The organism is Ruegeria sp. BI7 (assembly GCF_056537925.1).
On the sequence record NZ_JBQFSK010000006.1, the window covers coordinates 127338 to 151497 of the forward strand.

At 52.6% G+C, this 24160-nt stretch carries 27 protein-coding genes and 1 tRNA gene; 8 read left to right on the top strand and 20 right to left on the bottom strand.

Annotated elements, in window-relative coordinates:
• Positions 1-12: 12 nt before the first annotated feature.
• The 5 genes from ACR0JB_RS14900 to ACR0JB_RS14920 form a co-directional block, all read right to left on the bottom strand.
• Positions 13-789, bottom strand: a complete 777-nt coding sequence (locus tag ACR0JB_RS14900) for a 2-keto-4-pentenoate hydratase (RefSeq protein WP_480790026.1) — start codon at positions 787-789, stop codon at positions 13-15.
• Positions 790-1174: 385 nt separating this feature from the next.
• A complete protein-coding gene (locus tag ACR0JB_RS14905) occupies positions 1175-2032 on the bottom strand; it encodes a DUF302 domain-containing protein (RefSeq protein ID WP_480715936.1) in 858 nt (285 codons plus the stop codon).
• A 16-nt stretch (positions 2033-2048) separates the two neighbouring features.
• Positions 2049-2423 (bottom strand): DUF4345 domain-containing protein, encoded by a 375-nt coding sequence (locus ACR0JB_RS14910; RefSeq protein ID WP_010443491.1) that lies wholly within the window; start codon positions 2421-2423, stop codon positions 2049-2051.
• Between the two features lie 1465 nt (positions 2424-3888).
• A complete protein-coding gene (locus tag ACR0JB_RS14915) occupies positions 3889-5433 on the bottom strand; it encodes a ShlB/FhaC/HecB family hemolysin secretion/activation protein (protein WP_170507768.1) in 1545 nt (514 codons plus the stop codon).
• Between the two features lie 219 nt (positions 5434-5652).
• Positions 5653-6585, bottom strand: a complete 933-nt coding sequence (locus ACR0JB_RS14920; RefSeq protein ID WP_170399833.1) for an SdiA-regulated domain-containing protein — start codon at positions 6583-6585, stop codon at positions 5653-5655.
• Positions 6586-6767: 182 nt separating this feature from the next.
• Between ACR0JB_RS14920 and ACR0JB_RS14925 the strand changes: the two genes are divergently transcribed.
• A complete protein-coding gene (locus tag ACR0JB_RS14925; protein ID WP_170399836.1) occupies positions 6768-7526 on the top strand; it encodes a hypothetical protein in 759 nt (252 codons plus the stop codon).
• On the opposite strand, the gene ACR0JB_RS14930 is transcribed toward ACR0JB_RS14925, so the two are convergent.
• From ACR0JB_RS14930 to ACR0JB_RS14960, 7 genes are all read right to left on the bottom strand, one after another.
• On the bottom strand, positions 7527-8396 hold the full coding sequence (locus tag ACR0JB_RS14930; protein ID WP_170399839.1) for a metallophosphoesterase: 870 nt from the start codon (positions 8394-8396) through the stop codon (positions 7527-7529). It abuts the gene before it with no gap.
• A 61-nt stretch (positions 8397-8457) separates the two neighbouring features.
• The gene (locus ACR0JB_RS14935; protein WP_480790027.1) at positions 8458-9891 is read right to left on the bottom strand and encodes a hypothetical protein; all 1434 of its coding nucleotides are present in this window, start codon (positions 9889-9891) and stop codon (positions 8458-8460) included.
• Between the two features lie 19 nt (positions 9892-9910).
• The gene (locus ACR0JB_RS14940) at positions 9911-10555 is read right to left on the bottom strand and encodes a protein-tyrosine phosphatase family protein (protein ID WP_170552483.1); all 645 of its coding nucleotides are present in this window, start codon (positions 10553-10555) and stop codon (positions 9911-9913) included.
• Positions 10556-10673: 118 nt separating this feature from the next.
• Positions 10674-10847 carry a hypothetical protein gene (locus ACR0JB_RS14945; RefSeq protein WP_170399849.1) on the bottom strand — a complete coding sequence of 58 codons (174 nt, stop codon included), beginning with the start codon at positions 10845-10847 and terminating at the stop codon, positions 10674-10676.
• 408 nt (positions 10848-11255) lie between these two features.
• On the bottom strand, positions 11256-11870 hold the full coding sequence (locus ACR0JB_RS14950; protein WP_480790028.1) for a hypothetical protein: 615 nt from the start codon (positions 11868-11870) through the stop codon (positions 11256-11258).
• 55 nt (positions 11871-11925) lie between these two features.
• Positions 11926-12345 (bottom strand): hypothetical protein, encoded by a 420-nt coding sequence (locus ACR0JB_RS14955; protein ID WP_480790029.1) that lies wholly within the window; start codon positions 12343-12345, stop codon positions 11926-11928.
• Between the two features lie 243 nt (positions 12346-12588).
• Positions 12589-12888: a hypothetical protein gene (locus ACR0JB_RS14960; protein WP_117870867.1), complete on the bottom strand. Its 300-nt coding sequence runs from the start codon at positions 12886-12888 to the stop codon at positions 12589-12591.
• Positions 12889-13453: 565 nt separating this feature from the next.
• Here ACR0JB_RS14960 and ACR0JB_RS14965 point away from each other — a divergent pair.
• The 3 genes from ACR0JB_RS14965 to ACR0JB_RS14975 all read left to right on the top strand — a co-directional run bounded on the left by ACR0JB_RS14965 (position 13454) and on the right by ACR0JB_RS14975 (position 15321).
• Positions 13454-13969: a DUF805 domain-containing protein gene (locus tag ACR0JB_RS14965; protein WP_170399856.1), complete on the top strand. Its 516-nt coding sequence runs from the start codon at positions 13454-13456 to the stop codon at positions 13967-13969.
• A gap of 61 nt (positions 13970-14030) precedes the next feature.
• Positions 14031-14801 carry a hypothetical protein gene (locus ACR0JB_RS14970; RefSeq protein WP_170399859.1) on the top strand — a complete coding sequence of 257 codons (771 nt, stop codon included), beginning with the start codon at positions 14031-14033 and terminating at the stop codon, positions 14799-14801.
• A complete protein-coding gene (locus ACR0JB_RS14975; RefSeq protein WP_170399862.1) occupies positions 14785-15321 on the top strand; it encodes a hypothetical protein in 537 nt (178 codons plus the stop codon). Before ACR0JB_RS14970 ends, ACR0JB_RS14975 begins: the two co-directional genes overlap by 17 nt.
• Before the next feature lie 393 nt (positions 15322-15714).
• On the opposite strand, the gene ACR0JB_RS14980 is transcribed toward ACR0JB_RS14975, so the two are convergent.
• From ACR0JB_RS14980 to ACR0JB_RS15015, 8 genes are all read right to left on the bottom strand, one after another.
• Entirely contained in the window at positions 15715-16311 is a 597-nt protein-coding gene (locus ACR0JB_RS14980) for a hypothetical protein (protein ID WP_170399864.1), read from the bottom strand.
• A gap of 195 nt (positions 16312-16506) precedes the next feature.
• Positions 16507-16818, bottom strand: a complete 312-nt coding sequence (locus ACR0JB_RS14985) for a hypothetical protein (protein ID WP_170399866.1) — start codon at positions 16816-16818, stop codon at positions 16507-16509.
• Positions 16815-16970, bottom strand: a complete 156-nt coding sequence (locus ACR0JB_RS14990) for a hypothetical protein (RefSeq protein WP_480790030.1) — start codon at positions 16968-16970, stop codon at positions 16815-16817. Before ACR0JB_RS14990 ends, ACR0JB_RS14985 begins: the two co-directional genes overlap by 4 nt.
• On the bottom strand, positions 16963-17127 hold the full coding sequence (locus ACR0JB_RS14995; RefSeq protein WP_170399872.1) for a hypothetical protein: 165 nt from the start codon (positions 17125-17127) through the stop codon (positions 16963-16965). The genes ACR0JB_RS14990 and ACR0JB_RS14995 overlap by 8 nt, the downstream gene beginning before the upstream one ends.
• A complete protein-coding gene (locus tag ACR0JB_RS15000; protein WP_170399874.1) occupies positions 17120-18178 on the bottom strand; it encodes a hypothetical protein in 1059 nt (352 codons plus the stop codon). Before ACR0JB_RS15000 ends, ACR0JB_RS14995 begins: the two co-directional genes overlap by 8 nt.
• Positions 18179-18181: 3 nt before the next feature.
• Complete coding sequence (locus ACR0JB_RS15005; protein ID WP_170399876.1) at positions 18182-18361, bottom strand: hypothetical protein; 180 nt, start codon at positions 18359-18361, stop codon at positions 18182-18184.
• The gene (locus ACR0JB_RS15010; protein ID WP_170399878.1) at positions 18361-18867 is read right to left on the bottom strand and encodes a hypothetical protein; all 507 of its coding nucleotides are present in this window, start codon (positions 18865-18867) and stop codon (positions 18361-18363) included. Before ACR0JB_RS15010 ends, ACR0JB_RS15005 begins: the two co-directional genes overlap by 1 nt.
• 19 nt (positions 18868-18886) lie before the next feature.
• Positions 18887-18980 (bottom strand) — tRNA-OTHER (locus ACR0JB_RS15015).
• A gap of 379 nt (positions 18981-19359) precedes the next feature.
• Here ACR0JB_RS15015 and ACR0JB_RS15020 point away from each other — a divergent pair.
• From ACR0JB_RS15020 to ACR0JB_RS15035, 4 genes are all read left to right on the top strand, one after another.
• Positions 19360-20277, top strand: a complete 918-nt coding sequence (locus ACR0JB_RS15020) for a homocysteine S-methyltransferase family protein (RefSeq protein ID WP_254442433.1) — start codon at positions 19360-19362, stop codon at positions 20275-20277.
• Between the two features lie 230 nt (positions 20278-20507).
• A complete protein-coding gene (locus tag ACR0JB_RS15025) occupies positions 20508-21653 on the top strand; it encodes a M24 family metallopeptidase (protein ID WP_170507785.1) in 1146 nt (381 codons plus the stop codon).
• Between the two features lie 307 nt (positions 21654-21960).
• On the top strand, positions 21961-22440 hold the full coding sequence (locus tag ACR0JB_RS15030) for a GFA family protein (RefSeq protein ID WP_170399884.1): 480 nt from the start codon (positions 21961-21963) through the stop codon (positions 22438-22440).
• Positions 22437-24131, top strand: a complete 1695-nt coding sequence (locus tag ACR0JB_RS15035) for an adenylate/guanylate cyclase domain-containing protein (protein WP_170399886.1) — start codon at positions 22437-22439, stop codon at positions 24129-24131. The genes ACR0JB_RS15030 and ACR0JB_RS15035 overlap by 4 nt, the downstream gene beginning before the upstream one ends.
• Positions 24132-24160: the final 29 nt, after the last annotated feature.

Below are 24160 nucleotides of genomic sequence, written 5' to 3' on the forward strand. Positions count from 1 at the left end.
TCTACCAAAGCCTCATGTAAATCGTACCGATAGCTCAGTTTCCATCACGCCACCAAAACCAGCTGACCATTCTTCACCCGGAGACACTGGCCATACGTCTGTCAAAGTACCGGTTGTAACCAGCTCGCCTCCCCGAAGCTGGTCGGCTTCGGAGAGCAGAGACACTAGATGAGCCAAGACTTCAATTGGGCCGCCGAGCGCGTTTTCACCTTTGCCGAACTCGATGGCCTCGGCACCCTTGAACAATGCTAGTGGCACTTCGGCCAAGCCGGTCAAAACATCATGCGTAGCCTCGATTTTGTCGCCAAGAACAAGGCAGCCGTGCAATCCTTGTGCTGCGATTGAATCTTCGACCGAGAATTTCCAGCCGGGATAAATCGATTGCACAATTTCAAATCCTGGAGCGACCCACTCCACGCAACCTGCCAACTGCTCATTGTTCATTTCAGCTGTTGGTGCATGTTTAAGGCCCAGTACAATTTCTGGTTCAATCCTCGGTTCTGAATACCTTGCCAAGTTTACAGGCTGATCAGCCGAAAACAGCCCATCTGCGTGAACCTCTCCCCAAATGGGTTGATCCACACCGTAAACAGGCCAAATCGTGCGGTTCGTGAAGCCGACTTTTCTGCCAACTCTTTCTTTGCCCAGAATCTCGCGGACACGACTAGCAATCGAATATGCGTCATCCAGCGATAGCTGTCCTGCCTCTGAAGACAGTTTAGGTATCTGCTGGGCAGAGGTCAGGGCATCAGCGATTTTCTGAGCGTTAGATTCAATATCTCTTGTCATATTCGCATTATACCTGCCGAAGGCTGGATTGCGATGCAATCGAGGTCCATCAGGATTGGCTCAAGATTGGACCACTGGTCGCAGGGGTCGACGTAACCGATTTACTTCTGCGGATCACCTGTTCGGCTCTGGTCATGCACGCTAATCGAGACAGGATGCACAGTGTAGAACAAGGTAGGATATTCGCCTCCGGCATCGAGAATGCGCGCTTTATTGGCCTTGAGACAGCAAACAATACGATGCCAGAGTATGATCCTGCCTGGCCTAAAGCCCTAGTGGAAATAGAGCATTTTTTGAATTCAATTTGAGCAGTGTACCCAGCCCAGAATGGGCAGCTAAATACGGAATATAGCAATTCAGAAAAATTGTGACTTCCAACCAGCGGCTACTCAATTGCAGTGCGAAATGTTGAGGTAAGTCGTTTGTTCAAACCGTGATGAGGCTCGGCAGAGGAACCGTAGTGCAACTCCGCCAAGGCAGCGATGTCATTGAAAATGACTACGGAGCCGCCCTCTTCATTCGCATAAACCAGTAGTTTTTGGCAAAAGGCATCCAAACCAATTGCCGGAAAGCCCGCCATTGCCACGCCACCGGGTGCTGGTCCGCCGAACAGCAAGAGAACCGTATCCGGCAGCGCCACCTCCTGTTGGGAAGCTTCGGTCGCAAAATCGATTTCCCCAAACCAGACAGTATCGTCCTGCCCCATTACGGCTGTCCTGAGACGTTCGACTGCCTCTGGTACGCTGAGCTGAGATCGCAGTTCGATGACCCCATAGTCGGCAAACAATTCGCTGGTTGGCGCTGGTGCTGCATCCAAGCCGTTCAGAACTTCGAGCAGCTTGCTCTCAAACGTATTTAACGCTTGGGTGTCATTCAGACCATGCCGCACTTTGAGAAACTGAGAGTCTGTATAGGCGATCTGCGGGCGATCATTCTGATCGAATGAGAGAACGCGAAAAGGAAGGTCCAGACCTGCTCGTACGTTCTCTTCCAGAATGGGCGTGTTTATCTCTGGATCAGAGAAAATGAGTACACGTGATGCTGGCATTTCTACGCCTTCAGCTTTGGCCAAACGCGCGTGATCTATCGATGCGATTGGAGTAGTTCCGGCTTCGACAACGGCAGTCTCAAGCTCTAAAAAGTTTTTGTCCACCGCAGTCTGAACAGATGACGATTGTGCCAGACCGGAGGTCGAAACCGACGCGGTTGTAATCATCGAGAGAACAAAGAAAAACCTCAGCACTTTAACACTTCCTGTTTCATTGTACTTTTCTCAGGGAAACCGCCGCCAGAGCTGCAAAAGCTATCTCGGCCGCAAGAAAAAATAGAAGTACCCCGTTTGGAACTCCATCGATAAGAATGCTTAGCATGCGTCCAACTGCCAGTCCCGACATAAACAAAAAAAGAACCCAAAGCGCCGGTTGTTGTAAATCTGGTTTCGCCACAGCCGCTAACCAAAACAAAGCGTTTGCCAGATAAAGACCCATAATCGCTCGGAACACGTGGGTTTGGTTCGTCCCTTCCACAGGAAATCCCAGCAAAACTGGGATCGAACTGCCGGGCATCAGACCGTATGATAACGCAATTGGCACGAGGCCGACGGCAGCAAGCAAAAGTACCAATCTAGCACTCATGGAGGACTCCTTCTCGTAGAGGTTTCGCTCTTTTGCGAATTTCCCAATCGGTTTTTTGAGGCAACCGATGATCCGAGCCGGATGCCCAAACAGCAATCAGAAAGGCATATTGTATGCCTCATTAACCTTCTGAGAGATGACACCTTCGGTTGATGTCTATTCTTCAACTTAACCTTGGTTGGAAACCAGCTTCCCACTCGGAAGAATTCCTCTAAGGTTTCTAGATGTACCTTTACCAGACTGGCGCTACTGCCGCTTTCGTTTAACCGAAATAATGCATCCAGAGTGTTTTGGATGACGAGCAGGTACATCCCGGGCCATTGCGTCCACGTTTCCGAGGTGCCGCAACGCTCCGTTGTTCAGCAACACGCCTCGCCCAGCATCATACCGGCGCTGTCCAAATCCGCTGGCAACGCATTCCCAGTCTTCCTTGGCCGCCGCGTTGCGGAATCTCGGTAAATCGTGCGGGTCATGTCGTCCAGGTGTTGCTGCGACGTGATCGTGTTTCTTCGCATTTCTTTGGTGGGTTAAATGGTGGGTCACTTGTGTTGTGCCAGGTTGCTGGACAGTACCGGTTGTTGGCCTCGGCTTAGGACGCATGATTGTCACGACGCCTTGTGGATTCGGATGTCCTGGGACTGCCACGTGAGTTGCCGTAGGTTTCGGTGTCAACTGTGGAACCTGACCAGGAACCGCCGTGGGAACCTGATTGGGGGTTGCGGTTGGGACAAGCGGTGGTGTCGCTGTAGTGCCGCTGGGTTGCGGAACGCGGCCGGGCACTGCGACCGGAATCTGGTTTGGTGTTGCAGTCGGGACGAGCGGTGGCACAGCGGTTTGACCCGTGGGTTGAGGTGGGACCTGACCAGGAACTGCGACTGGTATTTGATTTGGTGTTGCGGTGGGCACAAGTGGCGGCACCGCTGTTGGGCCGGTAGGTTGAGGCGGAACCTGGCCAGGGATAGCTATCGGAACTTGATTGGGAGTTGCAGTCGGAACTTGCGGCGGCACCGCGGTGGGACCAGTGGCCAATGGCGGAACCTGATTTGGAACAGCTGTCGGAACCCGGTTTGGTGTCGCGTTTGGTGCCAGAGGCGGAGTTAGGGTCGGCGCTACTACCGGCGTGGGAACCTGACCAGGAACCGCTATCGGTGTCGCAATAGGAACCTGACCGGGAATTGCGTTCGGGACCGCGCCCGGCGCAAGGACTGGAACAGCAACGGACGTGGGCGTTTGCTGCGTTCCCTTAGGCGGCAACTGATTTGCCACCGGCTGAGTTGGGCCAGTAACTTGATTACCTGCCCCTTGCCCACCAGCCTGCCCGCACCCTTGGCTCGACTGGTGTGGGTTCCCTACGCCTCGGCACCACCCGAAATGATTTCCCTGCGCGACGACCTGCGTAGCGGCCAGTTCTGCAAACAAACAAGCTGCTGCGAGCAAAGCAATGCGGTTCCGTTTCATAACATCCTCACCAACTTGTTGTCAGAGCAAGATACGCGCCAGGATCGCCAGAGTCGGTCAAAGGGCCGTCTCTCAAAGGGACACCTACATATCCGGACAGGAATAGGTTTTGCTTAAACTCAATGTCCAAACCCAGACCTGTCGAGGCCAGTGTCGCACTATCAACTTCAAAACTCGCAGGGTCATTGTTCGAGATGTAGCCCACGTCGAAAAAGACAAAGGGCGTTAAGCGATGAATGCTTTGGGAACTTGGAAAGTAGGAGTGAGACACTTCGAAAATCGCGGAAATCCCGGAATCACCATCCACTTCGTCAAACCGATATCCACGCAAAGCATAACGATCACCAAGGAAGTACTCCTCGACCGAGGGCAGCCGGTCGGTGGTGTATTGCCCCCAAATCTCAGTGCGCCAAGCTGTGTTGGGCGACAAGCTCGTTAGCGGGCTTTCGTATCCAATGCCACCCCGCAGATGCCAGAACGAAGAGTCTCCGTCGTCAAAATTCGCGTCCGTCGTGTCATTGTCGTTATCGCCAAAAGATAAGGTTAGTCCCGCTTCCAGAGCTTGTCCTTTTGGATAGTTTTGCCCGTAAAGATACGTAAGGCCAACGACACTCGCGTCACTAGACAATGGAACGCCGCCACTGACTGAGTCCGCTTCGGAAAGGCGATAGTCCAGCAGAAGATACCCATAGCGGGCCACATCGCGGATCACTGGGTAACCCAACGCGACGGTGAAGTTCTCGCCATCAACATCTGTTCTCGCAAAATCCCCCGAGAGGTCACGTTTTGCGTTTATGTTTCCGTAGAAAATCTCACCATACAGGCCATTGCTGTTCAACGGTGCGCGATAGGTAACAGCGCCCCACAATGAATGTTCGTCGTCTTTGTCCCAATTGTAGTTGCCTGACCCCTCAAAGCGCAGCAAATCGCCGACGGTCAGCGTCGAATAAAACTCTTGTACGATATAGAAGCTGAGCGCCTCTCCAAGCTCACGCGGAGGGTTGTCGAGTGTCGCACTGCCGGCTTGTTTGCGTAGAGGTTCTCCCAACACTCTCAGCCGAGCACCAGCCTGATCCGGGTAATCAAGTTCGGTCGACAATTCCAAGTCAGGTATGTCCTCGGCCAGCATCACTGCCCGCTCAAATCGTTTCAGCGTTATGGGATAGGAGGTGGTGAGGGGCTGAAAAATCTTCTCTAGTGTTTGGAACGTGCGAGTATCTACGCCTTCAATTTCGATGGTTTGAATGCGCCCTTCATCAACAATTATGCTCTGCCCATCGGGACCGGGCCAGGCCTCAGCCAAGAAATAGCCGTCTTCTCGGTAGATCTGAGAGATCGTTGATGCGACCTCCACCGCTGTGATGCTCCCTGACCGATTAAAGGCCAACTGACCGGCAAACGTTAACAGCTCATCAGTATCATACACCGTTACGCCGCTGACAGAGTGCTGTGATGCTATGTCCCAAGTTTGTGCAATGCTGTATTTTGGCACTGATACAATAGCCACAAAAGTGCAAATGATCGCAATTACAACCGAGTTGGTTACGGGCATTTTTTACAACCTTAGCATGATTGAGCATGTTGAAGCCCGATGTTATTACGTGGTTCGCATATGTGAACCTGACGCTATTCGAATACATTGATGGGTGATGTTTTTAAGAAACATATCGAACAGAGCGCAGAATTACTTAGTACGCCGCACATACGGCGGCGCTCAATTACACAACCCCGCTTCTCAACCAGTTAGAGTAGAGAACTAGTAGGACAGTCCTCACAACTCCGGTTGCTCAAAAACATAAAGCCGCGATTTCTTGGCATCGTCCGTCAGGATATAGAGAAGCCCTCTGGTCTCATCGAGAGCGATCCCTTCGGGATGTTTAACCTCTTTTTGTTTTCCATCTTCTGTGAACGTCAAACTGATAGACTTTACTGATTTGGATTTTGGATTGTAGACGAAGATCTGACGGCTTTTGTCACTCACAATCCAAAGAGAACGCGAGGACCGGGACCATGCCAGGCCACTCAAATCCAGTTCATCATCATCTACACGCTCGGAGATAAAACCTGCATTGCGGGCTAAAGGAATGATCTCAATAATTTCGTCTAGCTCTGGCGATAACACCATTAACAACCTTGGTTGTCCCTCAATGCCAACGAAGACCCGCCCAGATTCCGGGTCAACGGCGATGCCTTCGGGGCCCTTGTTCAAAGGGTTGTCGATGAGTAATGCAGCGGCGGTCGGGTAACCTTTAAGAGATGCGAGAGGTATTGTAGTCAGTTGAATGGGGTCAGTTGGGTGAACGACTAGGATTGATCGGTCAGTTTCTTGAAGCACCAAAACAGACCCATCTTTTCGAGGTGCAACACCCTCCAAATCTGATCCTGCCAATGCTGGCAACTTGAAAGAGTTTCCTAATACCCCGTCGACACCGAGTAGGTGCAGTTTAGGTTCGGCATCACTTACAGACCACAAGAAGCCTCCAGCGTTAGACATTGCTAAACCGGAAGGCTCTGAAAATCCCTCTGATTTGTCTGCCACCTTGAATTTATCGACCAGAACCAATTCAGCACTTTCGGCGCAGGCAAAATCGGTCCAAGGCAAGAAGGCTGCCGCAACCAAGCTGGCCGCAACAGCGAGTCGTCTAAGTTTGCAGAAACACCGTGAAATTTCAGCTTTTGACGAAAACAATCTGTTTTCTGTCATTGGATTCTCTCGCGCTTGGACCACATTCCTGTATCAGCGTTCGTATCACAGTCCGGATACGATGTCCGAAGAATGCACTGTAATCTCTTTACCTGATCCCGCCTGTTGCGATTGAATTGAATAGGGCACGATGTGCCTTTGGTGAAGCGTAAGCCTTTGGCGTGAGCAGGAAGGAAGACAAGTTGAATACGACCCTCACATTTGTGACCGTGTTGTTGATGCTGCTGTTGCCAGGTGCTGCGGTGTCACAAGTCGACCCTGCGACGATGCTGGCCGGGGCTTCGGGGTCGGAAATCGTTATCGAACGCCGGTGGACGCAGTTTCGTGGCAAACAGGAACTGTATTTCTTCACTCTCGATGTGATCGTCACGATCCTTCTGGCTGGTTTGATCGTCTATCATCCGGTGAGACGTAAAGCCCGTAGAAGCGTCCGCGACATAGTTATGCCAAGGCTTTTCTTTCTATATGCGCTTATCGGCATGGCGGTTGGTTTTCTGGTAGTTCAGCACGGTTCAATGATCGGTTTCGTTATCTTTGGCATCGGCGCGTTGCTCAGGTTCCGCTCCAATCTCGATGATCCGGTGGACACTGTCGAAATGATAATCGTGACTGTTCTTGGTCTTGCGGTCGGTCTGGGCTTGCCGTTGATGGCCACTTTGGTGGCGATTGTGTGTTGGTGCTTCATTTGGCTGGGAGGGCGAAACAAGGGCGTGGAAGTTTCGCTCAAAGCTTCAGACGAAGAGCACTCGTTGAATGTCAGCGGCGCCATTGAAGCTATGGCGGCAGACGCTGGCTGGAAGCTGGTCAGAAAACACCACGTTCCTGGAAAATCTCGCGTTTCATTGCTTTTCATTACTTCGGGTGGACTTTCAGAAGCCCGGATAGAAGAGATGATAAACGATCTGGTTCCTGAAAAAGTTGAACTGAAACTCAACCTCTAGTCATTTCACAAGGTCTAAGCGTTTCAACACCGCATTCGGGGATCTGATCTCTTGCGGGAGCGACTTGAAGTTTACCGACCTTTCGAAATCAGGTCCTCGGTATACTGCTATCCCAAACTCTCCGTCTGGCTGGAATGTAACATGAGTGAAGCTGTGAGGCGATCTGGCGTTATCGCCAATTAGCCGTCGTGGGCCACCTCCCAAACAAGCTTGAGAGACGTAAGCTACACCGTCTTTCCAACCGGGATAGAAGGCATGATGGTGGCCTGACAGATGCAGAACGACACCGCTTTCCAAATAGATTTTTTCAAGTGTTGGGTCACCGATGATTTCGCGTTCGCGCTGGATCGCGAAGGGCCAAAGTGGGAGGTGACTGAAAGTGACAACCGGATTTCCATTTGCACCCAGTTCCACAAGTCGGTCCTGTTGATCACCGGATAGCGGCCCTAAGGTCGTAGCATCCAAAGATGCAAACGTTACGCCCTGCATCTCAAACGCGTAGAAGAACGGGTAGTCATCCGAAACCAAGAAGTCGACGTCTGGTTTTCTTGGTGCCCACTCCTCTGCGTATATTTTTCTTTCACGCTCGAAACCACGGTAGGCGGAGGCATCATGGTTCCCAGGCGTGACCGCAAATGGAATGCCGGCAGCCTCTAAAGGGTCTGATACGGCCTCGTGAAACGCCTTCCACATATCCCTGACCTGTTTGTCGGACAAGTTGGGAATGCGCTGTCCCGCAACCATATCTCCGGTCGAAATAACCAGATCTGGATCAATCTCAATTATGCGCTCAATCGCTTTGTCGACGCGGGCATCGTACCTTACCGAACCATAGCTTCCATTCAGATCCGATATGACGATGACATCCAATGCCGCCGCTTTGCAGGCGAGCAGAGCGGTCCAAATGAACACCGCAATAAGAGCAGAACACCTACGGTTCATAACAGTCCACAGCCTCTACCTCGGTGTCGTTTCTCAAAAAGAATGCGACAGGATCCAAGTCGAACATCAAATCGCCATTTGAACAATTGCTCTGGAGGATGGCCGTTGCCAGCGCAGTATTTTTGACAACCTGTGCAATCTGACTGTCTGACAACCCAAAGCTTTGCGATAGCCAGTCATAGACCGGGCCTTGGGTTTGAAGGTCACTATTCAATGTAACCAAGCGCCGGTACGTGCTTGGAGATAAGTGGCGAATTTTCTCCAGCATTTGAGTAGATTTCGCGAAGTTGGCGTATTCGACACGCCCACCAGCATCGTTGTCGTTTAGATTGCTGCGACGGATCAATAGCGCGTCGGCGGGAACGTCTCCATCGTTTGGCTCATGGTGCCTGGCTTTCTTCTGCTTCAGTTTTCCGTCTTCGACCCAATACCAATAGGGTGTGAAGTCTATGTTTCCTACACGGTCCTGCTGGCTAAAGATGAAATCGAGGAGAACAATCTCGGTAAGTTCTTGCATCCAAAATGCCATCTGTTGGTCGCTGACATCGGGGCCGAGATCCTTGTTGATCATCCGGTCTTTTCGACCTTCTCCGACGCCCTCTGCAATGGCCTCTGGCAAGGGTTTTGAAGAACGCAAAGCCAAGAAAGCGGGGGTTTCCTGAAAGTCACGGTTTTGGCCTTTCCCCCAACCAGACTTGCGAGTGCCGTTGATTTCCGAGCCGTATCGATGCCCAGGACTATCAAGCAGTACACCGTAAATTTGCGTTAGATCCGCGGTGAATAGATCGTCGGTTGGCTGGTATGATTTCGGGTCAGCGTCCGCAGCTGCGAAGACCCGCCAGCCTTCGTGGTTCATGCGCCCGCCATGAGATCCACCAGAAATCGCAAGGCCAGGCTCGGCGACCTCGGAAAAATGCGCCTGGGCGTCCATGCTACGCCAAACAGCGACTGGAACTCTGACAGTTGCGTCGAAATACCTGGAGAAATGATAGTAAAGCAGTGAAGACGTGGAAAACGTTCCACTGGTGCCTTTTTGGTTCATGGTGGACTTGAATTTAGCCACCCTGTCCTTGGCCAGATCTTTTGCCGCCTTCCCCTCCTTGCAAGCGTTTCTCTCGAATTCAGAACGGTTCCCCACGTAAGGTCCTTCCGAAATATCGTAGACGGCCATTCCTGGGCTGGTGCTCCAGGTTTTTGGGCAAATAGCAATTTCGGAGGCATAGAAATCGATCTCGCAATAGGCCGCTTCTTCCTCAAGATCGCTTTTCTTATACTCGCCCGTTGGAACTTTATTGATCCGAATACAGCGTTCAGTAACACCGTTGGGACTATTAAATGTCGTGGCTTCACCTAGAACATCGTCGTTCGCCCACAAGACGGTGGGTGCAATGAAAGCAAGTGACCCCAGAAGGATGAACTTCATTTGGATAGTCCTCCCAATATCATTTGGGGCAAATCGTTGCCTGTTGTTCGGTGGAGATTTTCAACTTGGGGTCGACGCTGAAGTTGGAGAATTTTGAGTCAATCCACTGGTCGCACCCGCCTGAACAAGGGGCCCCGTTTCGGGCATCATTCCAATATTCCTTGGCCCTTTCTTCCGTCCAACCACAAAACTGAACGAGCGCCATTGCCGACAATGCCCCCGAGGAATGAACGCCCCACATGCAGTGCACCAATACAGGGCCTTTTCCAGGGTTTTCAATCACCTCGTGTATGGAAGCCATGACAGCACCGGGTCGGGAGGATCTGGCACTTTGATAGTCAAAGGATCCGTTTCCACAACTTGTGCGACCGTACTCAGTGTTTTTGCCAAAGTCGGCATAAAACCCGGTTGAAAACCCTTCACCGCACAAAGTTTCGCGTTGTCCTTCACTCAGGCCCGTTCGGTCCTTGTCGCCGCCTTTGAAACCAGAGCGATACAATACTCCGCTTAAGACTGGGCGAAAAAAAGCGACACCATCAACTCCTCCGTCGCCACCCTTTGAAAGCATTTGACTGTTGCTTGGGCCACCGTTTCGACTGGTCACATCAGAATTCGCCGCGGTTGCAAGAACACCAATGAATATGAGGGACGTCAAAAACCGCATGCGTATTCCTTTCTGTTTTCAGCCAGCGATGCTCACGCTTTTCTTGCCGGGAGTCCCGCGGAGAGGCTCGTTCACGGTAACCATGTAAGGTGGGCGGTTGGCTTCCCGTCCTGAAGTTTCAAATTGGCCACACCAGATTGATGAGAAAGACGACTACGAAGTAGGCCAGAACAACTTTCCAGTTCCATTGGTGTTTGTTTTCTTCGTTGATCACCCCGGCAGATTTCAATACGAGGTTTGTGACTATCAAAGCTGCAACAGTCACCACAGCGTGTGCAAGATCGAAGTGCATTTCTCAGCCTCCTTCACTTTTATAAACTAATCCGGACAAAATTCAGCAGTCGGAGGAAGGAAGCATGGTGACATCTGAATACCGACCCTCAGATGTAGTAATGCGCGCGCAAGCGCCTGTATTCCGGTTGAACCAGTACGAGGTCAGACCTTCGCTTCGGATGAGTTCAAATCCGAGACTTTGGATGCCCATTTCAGCCTGACCGGCGCGCGCACCTTCAAAAGACGAAAGGTCGCTTGAACTGCCGACGGTTGGCGACCCAGTATCCACTGATCCCCCGTTATCGTCACATGCCGCCAAAGCAAGGGCACAAACTGCGCCTCCAAGCAGCGATAGATTGGTTCTCATTTCTTCTCTCCCTTTCTGGTCGCCAGCAATCCAAAAATCCAGTGCAACTCACGCGTGGTCTTACTCGATTCCAAATATGGCGTTGTAGTCAACTTGCGCATTTCCCCGGTTAATAACTTCAACGACATGGTCACCAGATTGCCAAAGCTGGCCCCGGTATTCCTTGTCCGCCGACATCAACTCCAGAAGCTCCGAGCCATCAGGGTTGCGAATGACGTAGTCTAACGACCCGTTTCGTGGCGCGACGCGCACATACAGAAACTGTTCGTTCTGCGCGCCAAGGACATATTGTTGAGAGGCGCCGGGCGCGAGTTGGCCGACGAGTTCGACACCGGTGGACCCGGCATCGAATTTGACACGCTGGCTACCGGTAGACCCGGCGGCACCGTCCATGGCTCCACCACCATCATCCATGGCTTCGACAACCGACATCTCGCCGATACTTCCATCTCCGTAAGCGATGCAGCGCCAAAGTGTTCCGCCTGCGTCTCGCAGCATTACGAGCGTACCCGCCTCTGAGAACTCTGAGCTTTCAATGGTTCCGGATTGACCGTCTGGCCCACCAACCTGCCGCAAGTGGTCGAGGCACGCGTCGTCTGCTTCCGACATTGCAAGAGCAGTTGTGCCCGAAATTGCAATCATGGGTGTGAGGAGTTTGAGTAAACCGAGTTTCATCAGATGGTCCCCTGTTGGCTTGTCCTTACAGTTTTGTTCCGTGCAAAACGGAACCTCACTTCGCTTCTCGTAACTTTGACAGAAATTCATCACATGCCTGTGCGCTGCCGACGATCTCGCCCGTCGTTTCAATGCCTTGCAGTGACGCCATTTCGGAATTTACGCGGTTGAGGATCTGATCCGCTTGCTCGGCGGTGATCAGGTTCTCGGCTTGTGCTCCTTTCAATGTGGTGCAGACACCGGCGGACAAGCCTGTCGCAACGCCGACGCCCATCGCAGCCCCGCCACCCAAGGTCATCGCCCCAACCACGCCGAGGACGAGCCCGATCACAATTCCCAAGATCACTTTTCCCATGTTTTCCTCCTTTTTGGTGAGACAGAGCTCCGCCTTCATTTCTGGTGTAAACTGCGAGCCCATCTGCAAATGAAGACCAGCGCCAAAATGTTGAGCATCGGCGCAATCGCTGCAAACCACGGCTTGGCGGACTCCGAAATTAAGTCCGCTACAAGTATCCAAGGTAGTCCCAACGGCAGTAGGAATACTCCGGACAAAGGGTCTCGTTCCTGTCCCAACCAGCCAAATGTGCCCGTCAAGAATGCAACCAACGCCAACAGGTACAGGACCGCGAATACGATGATGGTGGTTCTACAAACCAAGTCGAGCCTCAGCAGATCAAGCCAGTGCTGCGCAGCCGTTTTCAGCTACGCAGCAGACAGGTCACAATGCGCCTTCGTCGCCCAGGAACTCGATACCAGCTGTCGCGCCATCACTGTAAGCAATGCAATTCCAAGGAGCACGATCCTCGCCAACGCCGACTGTGACCTGTGTTCCCGCCTCGCTAAACGCGGATGAGAGCACCACGACTTGCGAATTGTTTGTCGTATTGGCTACATCTCGCAAACACGCCTGCTGAGCCGGCGTGAGCTCGGCGGACGCGCTTGATGTACTCGTATCGTCGCAGGCCGCAAGCAGTGTGAAACAAGTTGCGCCCGCAATCATCACCATCTTGTTAGACATTTTCTTCTCCCTCTGGTTCCCTTGAAATTAGTGAAACTGGATGCGCTTGTTTGAAACTCTCGCGTCTGAGTACCCAACAGAACATGCTTCCATCCTGTGAATACCTTTCCCAAAACTTGCTGCGGCGGGCTTGGTCGGCGGAACGATATTTCGTTGACTGCCAAGACCGCCAACAACGCGTGATGGCCGAATGACGTCGCTGGCAAGAGCTAGAGCAAACTCTGAAAAGAGGGCGAGTACGTTAAGTCTGAGCATCGCGTCCTCCCAGCGCTCAATCATTGTAAAGTGCCTTCCGACCGCCAGCACTCACTCCAGCAGTCGGAAGGGCTCGGCACATCGAGCAGCAACGACAACGACGGAGGTAAAATGAAAGTTGTGTCGAATTCGCATGTTTGAATCTATTTTTTCATAAATCAACATTTTTTCCGCGCGTAAATTTCTCTACGCTCTCGTATGATAAGCGTTTGCTTTCAAAAAAGGTAAAAGGGAGCATCCTTAGGGCGAGTGGGTTCTCCTTAACGGCGAAGCGTTTGAGACCGCACAGAAAGTAAGAAAGGAGTGAAATATGGGATTTGGCGAAGCAGTAAAAACGTGTTTCTCAAAATACTTCCAGTTCTCCGGTCGGGCTTTACGCTCAGAATACTGGTGGTTCTTCTTGTTCGTGGTTCTAGCGAGCGCTGCTTTAGCTGTGCTGGATACGATCATATTCGGGACCAACCCCGAAACAGGGCAAGGATCTCGGGTTCTGTCCTCTGTTTTCCAATTGGCGGTTCTCTTACCCATGCTGGCCGCCGGTTGGCGGAGGCTGCATGATACAGGACGACCTGGCTGGTATTTGCTGCTGCCGATGGCGCTCAGCATTACAACGCTCTTTGTTATGCTGGGTGGGGTGGCGTTCTTCTCGGTATTGGAGCAAGGGACCGAGAACCCTGACGCACTACGAGGACCCGCGGCAGTCCTGGGCGTGACCGGTATTGTTGTTGTCTCAATTCTTCAATTGGTTCTGTCCATTCTGATGATCTGGTGGTTGACGCGCCCTTCGGAAGAAGGCGCAAACGAATACGGCGAACCTGTTTCCTGACCTGGTGGTCCGGAGTCTTTGCTGAATGAGAATGCGAACCGCACCACCATGGAGAGAGAAAATGAGTTGCAAGCCGATTTCCCTTGGAACGTTACTGATGGCTATGGCGACCACAGCATCAGCAGAGTGGTCGTTCAGTCCCAGGCCTAATCCCAATGCATTTATTCAGACCGGAAACATGACGCTGGAACTTCAGTGTAACCGTATCCGATTTGCCCCGGCTGGGTACGAGGACAGTCAGGACATTGTAGAGAAGCAAGGGCTTTCCATTCGGTTTTTGAAGAATAGCACCACCGAAGTTGGAGCATTTCAGGTCGGCGCAGAAAACGCTGCCTTGCAGATCGTCGACAATTATCCTGTCGAGATCAGTTTTAATAGTCAGCAGGACTATGGTTTTGTACTGGACCAACTTGCAGCCAATGCATCGGTTAACCTGTCTATGATTGATCAAAATATCAGCTACGGAATCTTTGACTTGAAAGGTTCCAGCGCGGCAATTCGGTCCCTTCGTTCCGCCTGCGAGTCAGATATTAACCTGGGGGCCTCCTACGAAGCGCCCGAAGGCATCGTCTATTGTGGTGGCGGAGCGGTAGAGCGTGTCATCGAACCGGTAATTTTGGACAATCCGGAGGGAGAATGGGACGCGCGAGTAACGGTCAACGGCGAGTCGATCAGAGCCATGACGGCCTACAGTTACTTTGGAAACTATGAGCCTCCCGCCGGATTTGTCGTCGCCCTGCTTGGGGAAGACAGGTCCGAGTTTCTGATTTTTAGCGAAGGCTCGGTAAACTGGCTGGAATACGGGGACTACAGATATGATCAGTGCAATTGATGCCACCTTCCAAACAGCTTCCCAAATAGTGCGTCAATTGAAAGGTTTAGTTTCCAGGTTTGTGCTGGTCTCTGGTCTAGTATGGAACTCACCAGCTGTCGCGGCTGATGTATCGCAACTTCCGCCCGGTTTGCAGGCGAAGGTTGATCTGGCGGCACAGGCCTGCGCGGAGTTCAACGACGGTCAGTTTGACTTAGACTGGGGTGCGGTTGAGAGGGTCGATCTCGACGGAGATCTACGACGCGACTGGGTTCTGAATGAGTCTGGTTTCGCGTGTTCAAGCGCCGCATCTCTTTATTGCGGAACTGGCGGATGCATGTCGCATTTTTGGGTTGGTGAAGAGGTGCACTCCTTGCTCAATCAAGGCTGGACAGTCGTTGATTTTGGGCGCCAACGCGTTGTTGTGGCAGGTATTCATGGATCCAATTGCGACGGAATAAACCCAACGCCTTGCGTTACGGCCAGTGTTTGGGACGCCGAAGCTAAAACGTGGCGCTCGTCTGCTGGTGATTGGGAGTAAACTGCAATTGGGCACCGTATAGAAGCCTGAGAGCCTGAGAGCCTGTTTGTTCGATGGGTTCTCTGTAGCATGCAAACTTTTGGGCGAAGTTTCAGCATATTAATTTATAAAATCAATCTTATACATGTAGCAGTTTAAACGCACCTACACCCAGTCTCGGAAATTGCAAAATCTTGTTACGAATGTCCGCTTCGGGCTGGTTGCGGTCAACCATGCTCATCGCAGAGACTGGAAGTACATGGTTCCGCAGAGCAGTGTTGGGGTAATGCATATCCGGGGCGCTTTGGCTCCTAGCAGGAGAGGCGCTTAGAAGAAGCGCGCACTACTACAACGGCAGTCGCCATATAAGACATCTTATATTAAACATTGGGTAATGGCGGCAGGTAAGCTGTACTAGCGGTCTGGGTCTGTATCGAGTTTGCCCCAGAGATCATCAACCAGATCTGAGAAGCCATCATTCGAGGCCTCCTTGGGCAGTAGACCAGCTCTTCGCCGGCGTTCGACCTCGGCCATTAGTTCTTCCTCTGTGGCTGTCTCAAACACATCACATCGTAGAGCTTCAATCTCGTCCGCTATCCACGACTCAAATTTGTCAGCGTAGAAGCCCAGGGAATACGGCTCGTCATCAGAAATCTGCTTGATCACAGCATTCCAATCTTCGCTCTGGTTCGATTCCTTTTCGACCCTCTCATCTAGTTCTCGGATAGAATTGCGGATCATCGGCAGCAGCTCTGCCTCAACGCTTTCTTCGCCCGCGCCGGTCCCCGCAAGCCAAAGGTCTGCGATCTTGCGGACGAGCGCCCAGACCGTCTGACTTCGAGGGTGGCCTTCAATCTGGCCGCACAGACCTTTTTCTTGAATGCCCAGCTGTTCAGCGGCCCGTTCGTTCATTCGAATATTGTAATCAGACACGTCCGCGAGTTCTGAATCGTTCTCAGCCACAGCTCGGGCGACCTCTTGATCACCAACATAGACAACCACCTTCAACATCCCACTGCCCCTTCCTTCGCCGGTTCATCACTCGGTCCAGGTGGCTGTAGTCCAGATCTCGCATTATCCTTTTAACTCGCTCTGGATCGACTTCGCGATCTTTTCCAGCAGTGTGGACGATGTGTCTGACGTAGATCGTCAACGCGACAATGATCACGGCGGATAAGATCAAGCTGATATGCTCCGCCCCCATCACTAAGTCTTCTTCCTTGGGTCTTCGATCCCGAGGTCGTCGAACACGTTGCCGCTACCATCAGTGATCTCGACATCATCGTCCTCAGTCACTAGATCCCAGGTGTTCTCTTTGACCCATTCATCCCGCCATTTGGGCGCATCGGCCGGACGCTGTGCAAAATCGGCGATTTGCTCGAAAATCATTTTGCGCAATGCAAGCCAGACCTCCGGACCCTCTTTGCGACGAGCTTGCAACTCTGCGATCAAGTCATCCAGAGGAACATCCTGTAACGGGCGCCCGAAGATCTCGTCTTCTGAAAAATCATCTGTCATCGCTCAACATCCTCGACACTGATCGTCAAGACTAAGATCTTGTTTGGTTTTACAGTGATCTCTTTTCCTTCAATCTCTTGAAGTTTGCCGTTCACCAAAGTCTCGCAGACTACGAAAATTGGAATTTCCTCTTCCGTAGTCTCGTCACTCATCTGGCTTACCCTTCGGATCAGGCACCTTTCGCGACCGGATCTCATCCGAGGTAATCGGCTTGGTTAGTTTTGCTCGACCGGCCGCAATTTCAGCCTCCCGAAGCCTAAGCAAACGCAAGGTTTGTTCATCCAGCTCAACGTCGTCGTCATCAACCATCAGACTTCTCCCGAGTACAGTAACAGTGAGAACAGAGCACTTGAGACCTGTCGGCTGTCCGAACGATGTCACCAACGTGGCCACACTCTTCACACGTCACACCGCATCGAAGTTCAATCCAGTCAGCGTACTCCTGAATGAGATCGTGGTATCGACTGAAACCGATGGAAATCTGGCCATCCTGGCCTTTCTTAATATCCGAGATCTGAATAGTTCCAGGGTCCAGTGCCCTGAAATCCTGACTAAAGGAAAGCTTGTGGAGTGCTTGCGAAATCATGACGAGCCAGCCCTTTCCGACAGCAGGAGCAAGAGATGCGCAATCCGGAGAAACGAGGTCTGGATAGTTTGCCACAATGTCCAGCCTCAGGCTGTCGGGCCAGGATTCTTCGGCGCCCTCAAATCGCCGCCGCAGAGCATCATTGTAGCACCAGCTGCAAAGCGTCGTCACAAACCCAAGGATGTTCTGGCGTTGGGCAGAATTAGAACAACCTTCACAGGTTTGCTCAATCTGATCGACACGCCATTGAATCTCTTCACTCGTAGCCTGGTTGCAGCCCGGGCTCTCATAGACGCGCAAGCCTCCCCATTTCTGTTTGATCTGAACGATGGACGGGCGTTCATCACCAAACAGGTCGGGCTGCTCGTCGATCAACCTCTTCACTTTTTCAAGTGCAAGCGTAAGCTGCTTAGTCCACCCGGCACGATGCTCACCAAGCTGCTTTAAGACGCTTCCATGAATATCGTTCCAGTCGACAACACTGCTCATCACTGACCTCCGAGCGCGCGCCTCTTTGAGATCGTGTGAAACCTCCGCCATAGCAGTCATCATACGGTCGACCACTTCGCGGTCATCACACTCGACATGCAGACCCTCGGTCGACCATGTGACGTCAGAGACGTGCGGAGCTGGGTAGTTGTGCGCCATCACCAAACGCATCTCTTCGGCGTACCAGGCGTCAAATGAGTGGAGATCATCTGGCGCTCCATGGTCCTCGATCACACCTCGGACCTTTTCCCGGAATTCCTTCCAGCTCTTTTCGACATCATCCATCAGTCACATTCTCCAGAACTTGGTCTTGTTGAGATGGAAGACCCCTCCCGAGATCTGACAAAGGGCAATCGGCGGGACATGACCGGTGTCCAGCGAGCCCGTATTCATGAGCTTCCGGGCGTAGTCCTCATCATCGTAGTCTTCCATAATCCTATTGAAGATCACTTGTTGTTCGGCGGTCATCACCAGTCCTTCTTCACGCACGCGGTGCACCGATTACGGTCATCCGTTCGGTCAATCTGGCCGTAATATCCGCAGACACCGCAGGTCATTCGATCTCGAACACGCTTTTTTCGAACGCCAAAAAGCCTCTTCCTTTCAGGGTGGCGCTTGCTCGCGACATCATGCGCGCACCAACAACACAGGGTCGTGTACCAGCCGTTCAACAGCTGGGTCTCGGCAGCGTTTGAGCAGCGCTCACAGGTGCGATTTGCTCGTGCAATCGTGGCGGTGATCATCGACTGGATGTGTCGATCATCACACCTGTGGTAGATGCGGAGTTCTCCCATCTTCTCCTTGATCTGGAGGACAAAGGGGTAGGTGGCACCCTTCAGATCGCAGTATTCCTTAACCTCTTTGAAGAGCTTCGTGGCCAAGCCGGACCAGCCTTCGGGTGTGCGTCCGATGCTCTCCTCAACCGATTGCTTGATGTCGTTGAAATCAATTGCGTTCGTAACTTCGTCCGCCATGTCGGACACCTCCTGAGGATGGTAGGAGGCGTCGGAATCGAACCGACTCGTGCACTCTAATCTGGAGCAATTACAAGGATATAAGCCTCGCCCGCATACCAATGCTGCCTCCCACGGATTTTGCGTGGGTTATCGACCTCAGGCCGATATTCGATGGCAGTGGATGCGTGTGTACGTCATGAGCCGAAGCTGAACCAGATCGTATCGCCATGTCAAGACGGAGTGTGCTACACTTCGAAATTCACCGCGTAGTTCCGGGAACCTTCTAACTAAACGTGTGCCGAAATGACGGAAGCAACCCTCCACCTAGCAAGGTTAGAACGGTACAGCCACGCTTGTTCAGAATCTCCGGTGGTTCGCGCCTAGATATGCCTAGCTGATACCGCAAATGCAGAAAGCGTCCGAACGGACAAGTAAACACCTCAGTTTTGCAGAAGATCTGATCATTGTTATTGTGGATGCGGAGTAATGCCGGTGTTCGAGGGGTGCAAAATGGCGCGGAGACTTCTAGGCGAGGGTGACAAGAAATTTTTGGTTTATGCAGGTACAGGTACGGACCTGATTTTTAATCACGGTATCGAGCTTCCGGGTTTTGCGTCGTTTCCCTTGCTGGAGAAGCCTGACACCCGGGCTGTTCTGGCCGGACAAATGCAAGCGCTCGTGCAATTGGCCGGCGATATGGGTGTTGGGTGCATTCTCGACGCACCGACATGGATGGCCAATGCCGACCGTGCTGCACCTTTGGGCTACGATGCTGAACGTCTTCGTGAGGTAAACAAGGATGGTGTCGCACTGATGGAGGAGGTGCGCAATGCTTCTGGCCGGGATGACGTTTTGGTTTCCGCCTGCGTTGGCCCAAGATACGATCCTTACGCTGACATCCCACCCATGACAGTTGAACAGGCGCGCAGTTACCACAGTGTGCAACTCGCTGTTCTGAAAGAAACCAGTGTTGATCTGGTGACCGCGTACACGTTCAACCGCCTAAGCGAGGCTGCTGGCTGTGTTCTGGCTGCAAGAGATATTGGTTTACCCATCATTTTGTCATTGGTCGTCGAAACCGATGGCTGTTTGGCTGACGGCACAAAACTTGTTGATGCCATAGACCAGATCGAAGCAGAAACAGACGGCGCAGCTCTGTTCCACATGGTCAACTGCGCACACCCGACGCACTTTGCCGACGCGCTCAACGCGCATCCAAGGCTCAAAGGTGTTGTTGCCAATGCATCAAGTTGTTCGCACGCAGAACTGGATGAGGCCGATACCTTGGATGAAGGAGATCCCGCGCAGCTCGGCCAAGAAATTGCGGATGTCCTGCGGGAAAACCCGTCTATCAGGGTGTTTGGCGGTTGCTGCGGTACGGATATGCGACACCTGAGGGAAATGGCTTTGGAGGTAGGCCGCAGATAGCGCTGCTATTTTACTTACGGCGGCGTATCACCGTATGCGTGAAGCTTGATGATAGGCTTTAACGGGAAAATCAGTGATCAGAGAAGTAATTCCGATAAAATGCAGGCGAAGCGTCAAGACAGGTGCTTGATTTTGCTTTGATAGACCGTGGAACACAACGTGTTCTACGGTCTCGATCACGCAACTCAATTTGAGAAGCTCAACTGATACCTTCAGGATGGAGACTGACGATGTTTGCCTCGAGGATGAAAAGCTTTCGCACTCATTTGCAAGAAGCCGGAATCGACGTTGCTCTCATAACCGATGATGACAACGTTTATTATCTGACAGGCTATTATGACTACCTCCATATGGAGTTCGGACGCCCAACCATTCTGGTTGTGCACAGGTCTGGCGAAAGCCTGCTGATCACGCCGACAATAGACCTGAATACGGCACTTTCAGCGGCGCACGTTGATCGTATCGCGGCCTGGAATGACGGTATGGGTGAAGAGTGGCGGCTGGAGTTACCCAAAGCAGTCAAGACTGCAAAGCGCGTCGGGATTGAGCCTGATCATATACCGCCTGTTGTGCGGACATATCTGGATACGTTGGTCCCGGGGGAAAATCTGGTCAGCGCCACACCGATATTGGCTGAAATGCGAATGATAAAATCCGCCCAGGAACTTCAATTGGCCCGGCATGCCGGGCAAGTTGCAAGCGCTATGATGGACGCCGGACGCAACGCCATTGCAGACGGAGTGCCGGAGTTCGAAGTTGCGCTTGCCACGTCCCGGGCCGGAACACGAAAGGCCGCGGAGCTTTTAGTGGCGCATTACGATGACGCGGATATGTCGCCCAACACTCATTTTCTGCAAATAATGGCGTCGGGCGATACCATCACCAAAACCCATCATCGCGCCTCAACCCGGATTATGAAACGGGGCGAACCGGTGTTTTTGTGCTTTTGCGGTATGACCAATTTTCACCGCTTCAAACTTGGCTTTGACCGCACCTTTTGGATCGGTGAGATGGCGGATAAACAACAAGAGCATATCTATGAGGTTGCTGTAGCAAGTCAGGCCGCCGCACTGGCAGAGCTGCGCCCAGGTGTGACCGCCGAAAGTGTGCATGCCGCCTATGCCGAGGTTATACAGGGGGCGGGGTTTGAATACCCGTTCCGGTGTGGCCGCGCGACCGGTTATAGCTTTTTGGAGAAGCCACAATTGGTCACCGGTGATACGACAGTATTGCAGCCAGGGATGGTTTTCGCTGTTGATGGTTCAGTGTCAGTCGATACATTTCGTGCGCAGGTCGGCGACAGTTTCATAATCACCGAAGATGGTTGGGAGGCAATAACGGAACATCCAAAGTCCTTGGATGCCGTTATCCTTTGACCTTCTGACCAACGCAGTCTTTTGAATGCATTGGCGTGGCGAGCGCCTGAAATGGCGAGCCGGGTCTTAGGATTTTGTAAGTTTTGCTCCACGATCTCGCGATTGCGTTGCATCTTTAGGCATCCGCAACGCGATAAGGTGCGCGAAGTTGGAAGCACCTCCGGCACCTTCGATAGCGCAGTTTCAGAGGTAAATAAGCCACTTTGGGACCCGGCAATTGGAATGTATAACTGGCAGTGCATTGGAGAAGAAGGCGTGGCGGAAAACTTGCGTTAACAGCCATTGTTCGATTGGGGGTAGATGGAAAATGAGTGATGATTCTGAAACCTACCAAGGAAGTTGCTATTGCGGCGCATGTAGTGTTTCTACGGCCGGTAAGCCGATGGTCATGGCTTATTGTCATTGCCACTCTTGTAGAAAATGGCATTCGGCGCCGGTCAATGCATGGTGTCTCTGGTCGGCAGACAATGTCTTGCTGTCAGGACCGACGGTTCAATCGGACAAGAATGATGAAAGCCATCGTGTTTCCTGCGGTAAATGCGGGGGTGCATTGGTGAATATCAAACCCGGAAAGGACATCGTCGCGGTCTACGCTATGTCGCTGGTCGAATCCGGGTTGCGCTTTGAGCCGACCTTTCACATCTTCTATGGCGAACGTGTTTTCGACATGGCCGATGGCCTGCCGAAATGGCAGACGGTTCCGACATCGTTCGGAGGGGATGGGGTCGCTGTGCCCGAACCGGACAAAACCGGTTGGATATCCTTGAATACGCGAGCCCAACGGTGAAACGCAAACTCACTTCGATCTTGGCTGCCGACATTGTAGGCTTTTCGCGGCTTGTGGAAGCCGCCGAGGAAGCCACGCTGGCGCGTCAGAAAGAACTGCGCGTGTCCGTGTTTGATCCCGGTGTTGCGCAGGCAGGTGGTAAGATCATCAAGTCAACGGGCGACGGATTTCTGGCCGAGTTTTCAAGCGTAGTGGAAGCGGTACGGTTTGCAATAGCGGCGCAAGAAGCGGTTCGCGCAGAGGAAGAATCCGTGCCTCAGGATCGGCAGATCAGTTACCGCATGGGCCTTCACATAGGCGATGTGGTTGTTGATGACGGTGATATCTATGGCGATGGTGTGAATCTTGCGGCTCGCTTAGAAGGCGCTGCCCCGACGGGCGGGATCTGCATCTCCGCTGCCGTCCGTGACCAGATCGTTGGCGTAATGGACGAGCTGTTTGGGGATGTCGGTGAATTGACACTGAAAAACATCTCGCGTCCGATCCGCGCCTTTGTCTGGCCCCCCGACCAAGATGGTGCGCAGAACAGTGTCAGCACACCACCCATCGGTGGTACATCCAGGAAACCAACGATAGCCATCGCCGCATTCGAAGCTCTGGGCAATAATGACGATGCCAAGATGCTGGCAGAGGCCTGCAATCACACGGTAGAGGCGGCGCTTGCCAATCTTACGGGGGTGGATCTGATCGCTCTCGATGCGGACCCGGATCATATAGCGACGGCGGTGTTTCAGGCGTCCGGCAATCAGGTCCGCGCCACCCTCAAGCTGCGCGAAACGAGCACGTCAGCAACCTATCTGACCCAGCGGATGAACGGTGACATTTCCAACCCTTTCGTGGCAGAAGATCTGTTGTCAGGGGAAATCGCGACAACGATACGATACGGAATTCTGCAACGAATTGCTGAGCGCGCAGCGGAAACAGAGACAAACGACCCCGAGGCAATGCTGAATCTTGCGGGGCACTACATGATGGGATCGCAGCCCGAAGAATGGGAGGCGGCAGGTCGTCTGTTGGACAGGATCCTGACGGTCCAGCCACGCAATTTCATGGCCGTTGGGATGAAGGCGAACACGTTGATTGGCGAATTGGTATGGGGTTACCGTCCGATACGCCCGGAGGATATCGAAGCCGCCGACGCAGGGCTGAGCAAGGCGGTTTCGTTGAATGACCAAAGCGATTACGTGCACCTGATCCGGGGAATTTTTCACTACGGTATTACCGGCGATTTGGATGCGGCGGTGCGGTGTGTTGAACGCGGGTTCGAAATCAGTCCGCAGTTTGCCCAGGGGCATATGGTACTGGGCTGGATCCAGAACCTGATGGGCCAACCAGAGTTAGCGCTGAAGTCCATCAAAAAGGGCTCGTTTTCTCTTGCCAAGAACCGGATATATCACCGTGTCCCACAAGCGTTGGCCCAGACTTATCTGGTTATGGGCGACTTCGAGAATGCCATCGCCAACGCCAACCGAGCGCTACAAAATTCGCCGGGGCTGCCGGTCGCACAATTATATCTTGCCAGCGCGGCTGGTCAGGCTGGTTTACCTGATCAAGGAGTAAGGGCGCGGGAGGCCCTTTTGGCATCAGATCCGGACTTCCGGATTAGCGGCGTGCGCAGTTTCCATTTTCAGGATCCCACACGGTGGGACGCAATCCTGGATGGGCTTCGCGCGGTGGGGCTGCCCGAGTAAGCTCTCTCGGGAAATTCTGTGTTGAAGTG

Coding starts and splice junctions, on each gene's coding strand:
- ACR0JB_RS14990 (WP_480790030.1), bottom strand. CDS start 16,970: ATGAGTGACGAGACTACGGAAGAGGAAATTCCAATTTTCGTAGTCTGC.
- ACR0JB_RS14995 (WP_170399872.1), bottom strand. CDS start 17,127: ATGGTTGATGACGACGACGTTGAGCTGGATGAACAAACCTTGCGTTTG.
- ACR0JB_RS14985 (WP_170399866.1), bottom strand. CDS start 16,818: ATGACAGATGATTTTTCAGAAGACGAGATCTTCGGGCGCCCGTTACAG.
- ACR0JB_RS15020 (WP_254442433.1), top strand. CDS start 19,360: ATGGCGCGGAGACTTCTAGGCGAGGGTGACAAGAAATTTTTGGTTTAT.
- ACR0JB_RS14900 (WP_480790026.1), bottom strand. CDS start 789: ATGACAAGAGATATTGAATCTAACGCTCAGAAAATCGCTGATGCCCTG.
- ACR0JB_RS15005 (WP_170399876.1), bottom strand. CDS start 18,361: ATGACCGCCGAACAACAAGTGATCTTCAATAGGATTATGGAAGACTAC.
- ACR0JB_RS14960 (WP_117870867.1), bottom strand. CDS start 12,888: ATGTCTAACAAGATGGTGATGATTGCGGGCGCAACTTGTTTCACACTG.
- ACR0JB_RS14915 (WP_170507768.1), bottom strand. CDS start 5,433: ATGCCCGTAACCAACTCGGTTGTAATTGCGATCATTTGCACTTTTGTG.
- ACR0JB_RS14965 (WP_170399856.1), top strand. CDS start 13,454: ATGGGATTTGGCGAAGCAGTAAAAACGTGTTTCTCAAAATACTTCCAG.
- ACR0JB_RS15025 (WP_170507785.1), top strand. CDS start 20,508: ATGTTTGCCTCGAGGATGAAAAGCTTTCGCACTCATTTGCAAGAAGCC.
- ACR0JB_RS15030 (WP_170399884.1), top strand. CDS start 21,961: ATGAGTGATGATTCTGAAACCTACCAAGGAAGTTGCTATTGCGGCGCA.
- ACR0JB_RS14975 (WP_170399862.1), top strand. CDS start 14,785: ATGATCAGTGCAATTGATGCCACCTTCCAAACAGCTTCCCAAATAGTG.
- ACR0JB_RS14970 (WP_170399859.1), top strand. CDS start 14,031: ATGAGTTGCAAGCCGATTTCCCTTGGAACGTTACTGATGGCTATGGCG.
- ACR0JB_RS15000 (WP_170399874.1), bottom strand. CDS start 18,178: ATGGATGATGTCGAAAAGAGCTGGAAGGAATTCCGGGAAAAGGTCCGA.
- ACR0JB_RS14945 (WP_170399849.1), bottom strand. CDS start 10,847: ATGCACTTCGATCTTGCACACGCTGTGGTGACTGTTGCAGCTTTGATA.
- ACR0JB_RS14950 (WP_480790028.1), bottom strand. CDS start 11,870: ATGAAACTCGGTTTACTCAAACTCCTCACACCCATGATTGCAATTTCG.
- ACR0JB_RS14910 (WP_010443491.1), bottom strand. CDS start 2,423: ATGAGTGCTAGATTGGTACTTTTGCTTGCTGCCGTCGGCCTCGTGCCA.
- ACR0JB_RS15010 (WP_170399878.1), bottom strand. CDS start 18,867: ATGGCGGACGAAGTTACGAACGCAATTGATTTCAACGACATCAAGCAA.
- ACR0JB_RS14940 (WP_170552483.1), bottom strand. CDS start 10,555: ATGCGGTTTTTGACGTCCCTCATATTCATTGGTGTTCTTGCAACCGCG.
- ACR0JB_RS14920 (WP_170399833.1), bottom strand. CDS start 6,585: ATGACAGAAAACAGATTGTTTTCGTCAAAAGCTGAAATTTCACGGTGT.
- ACR0JB_RS14935 (WP_480790027.1), bottom strand. CDS start 9,891: ATGAAGTTCATCCTTCTGGGGTCACTTGCTTTCATTGCACCCACCGTC.
- ACR0JB_RS14980 (WP_170399864.1), bottom strand. CDS start 16,311: ATGTTGAAGGTGGTTGTCTATGTTGGTGATCAAGAGGTCGCCCGAGCT.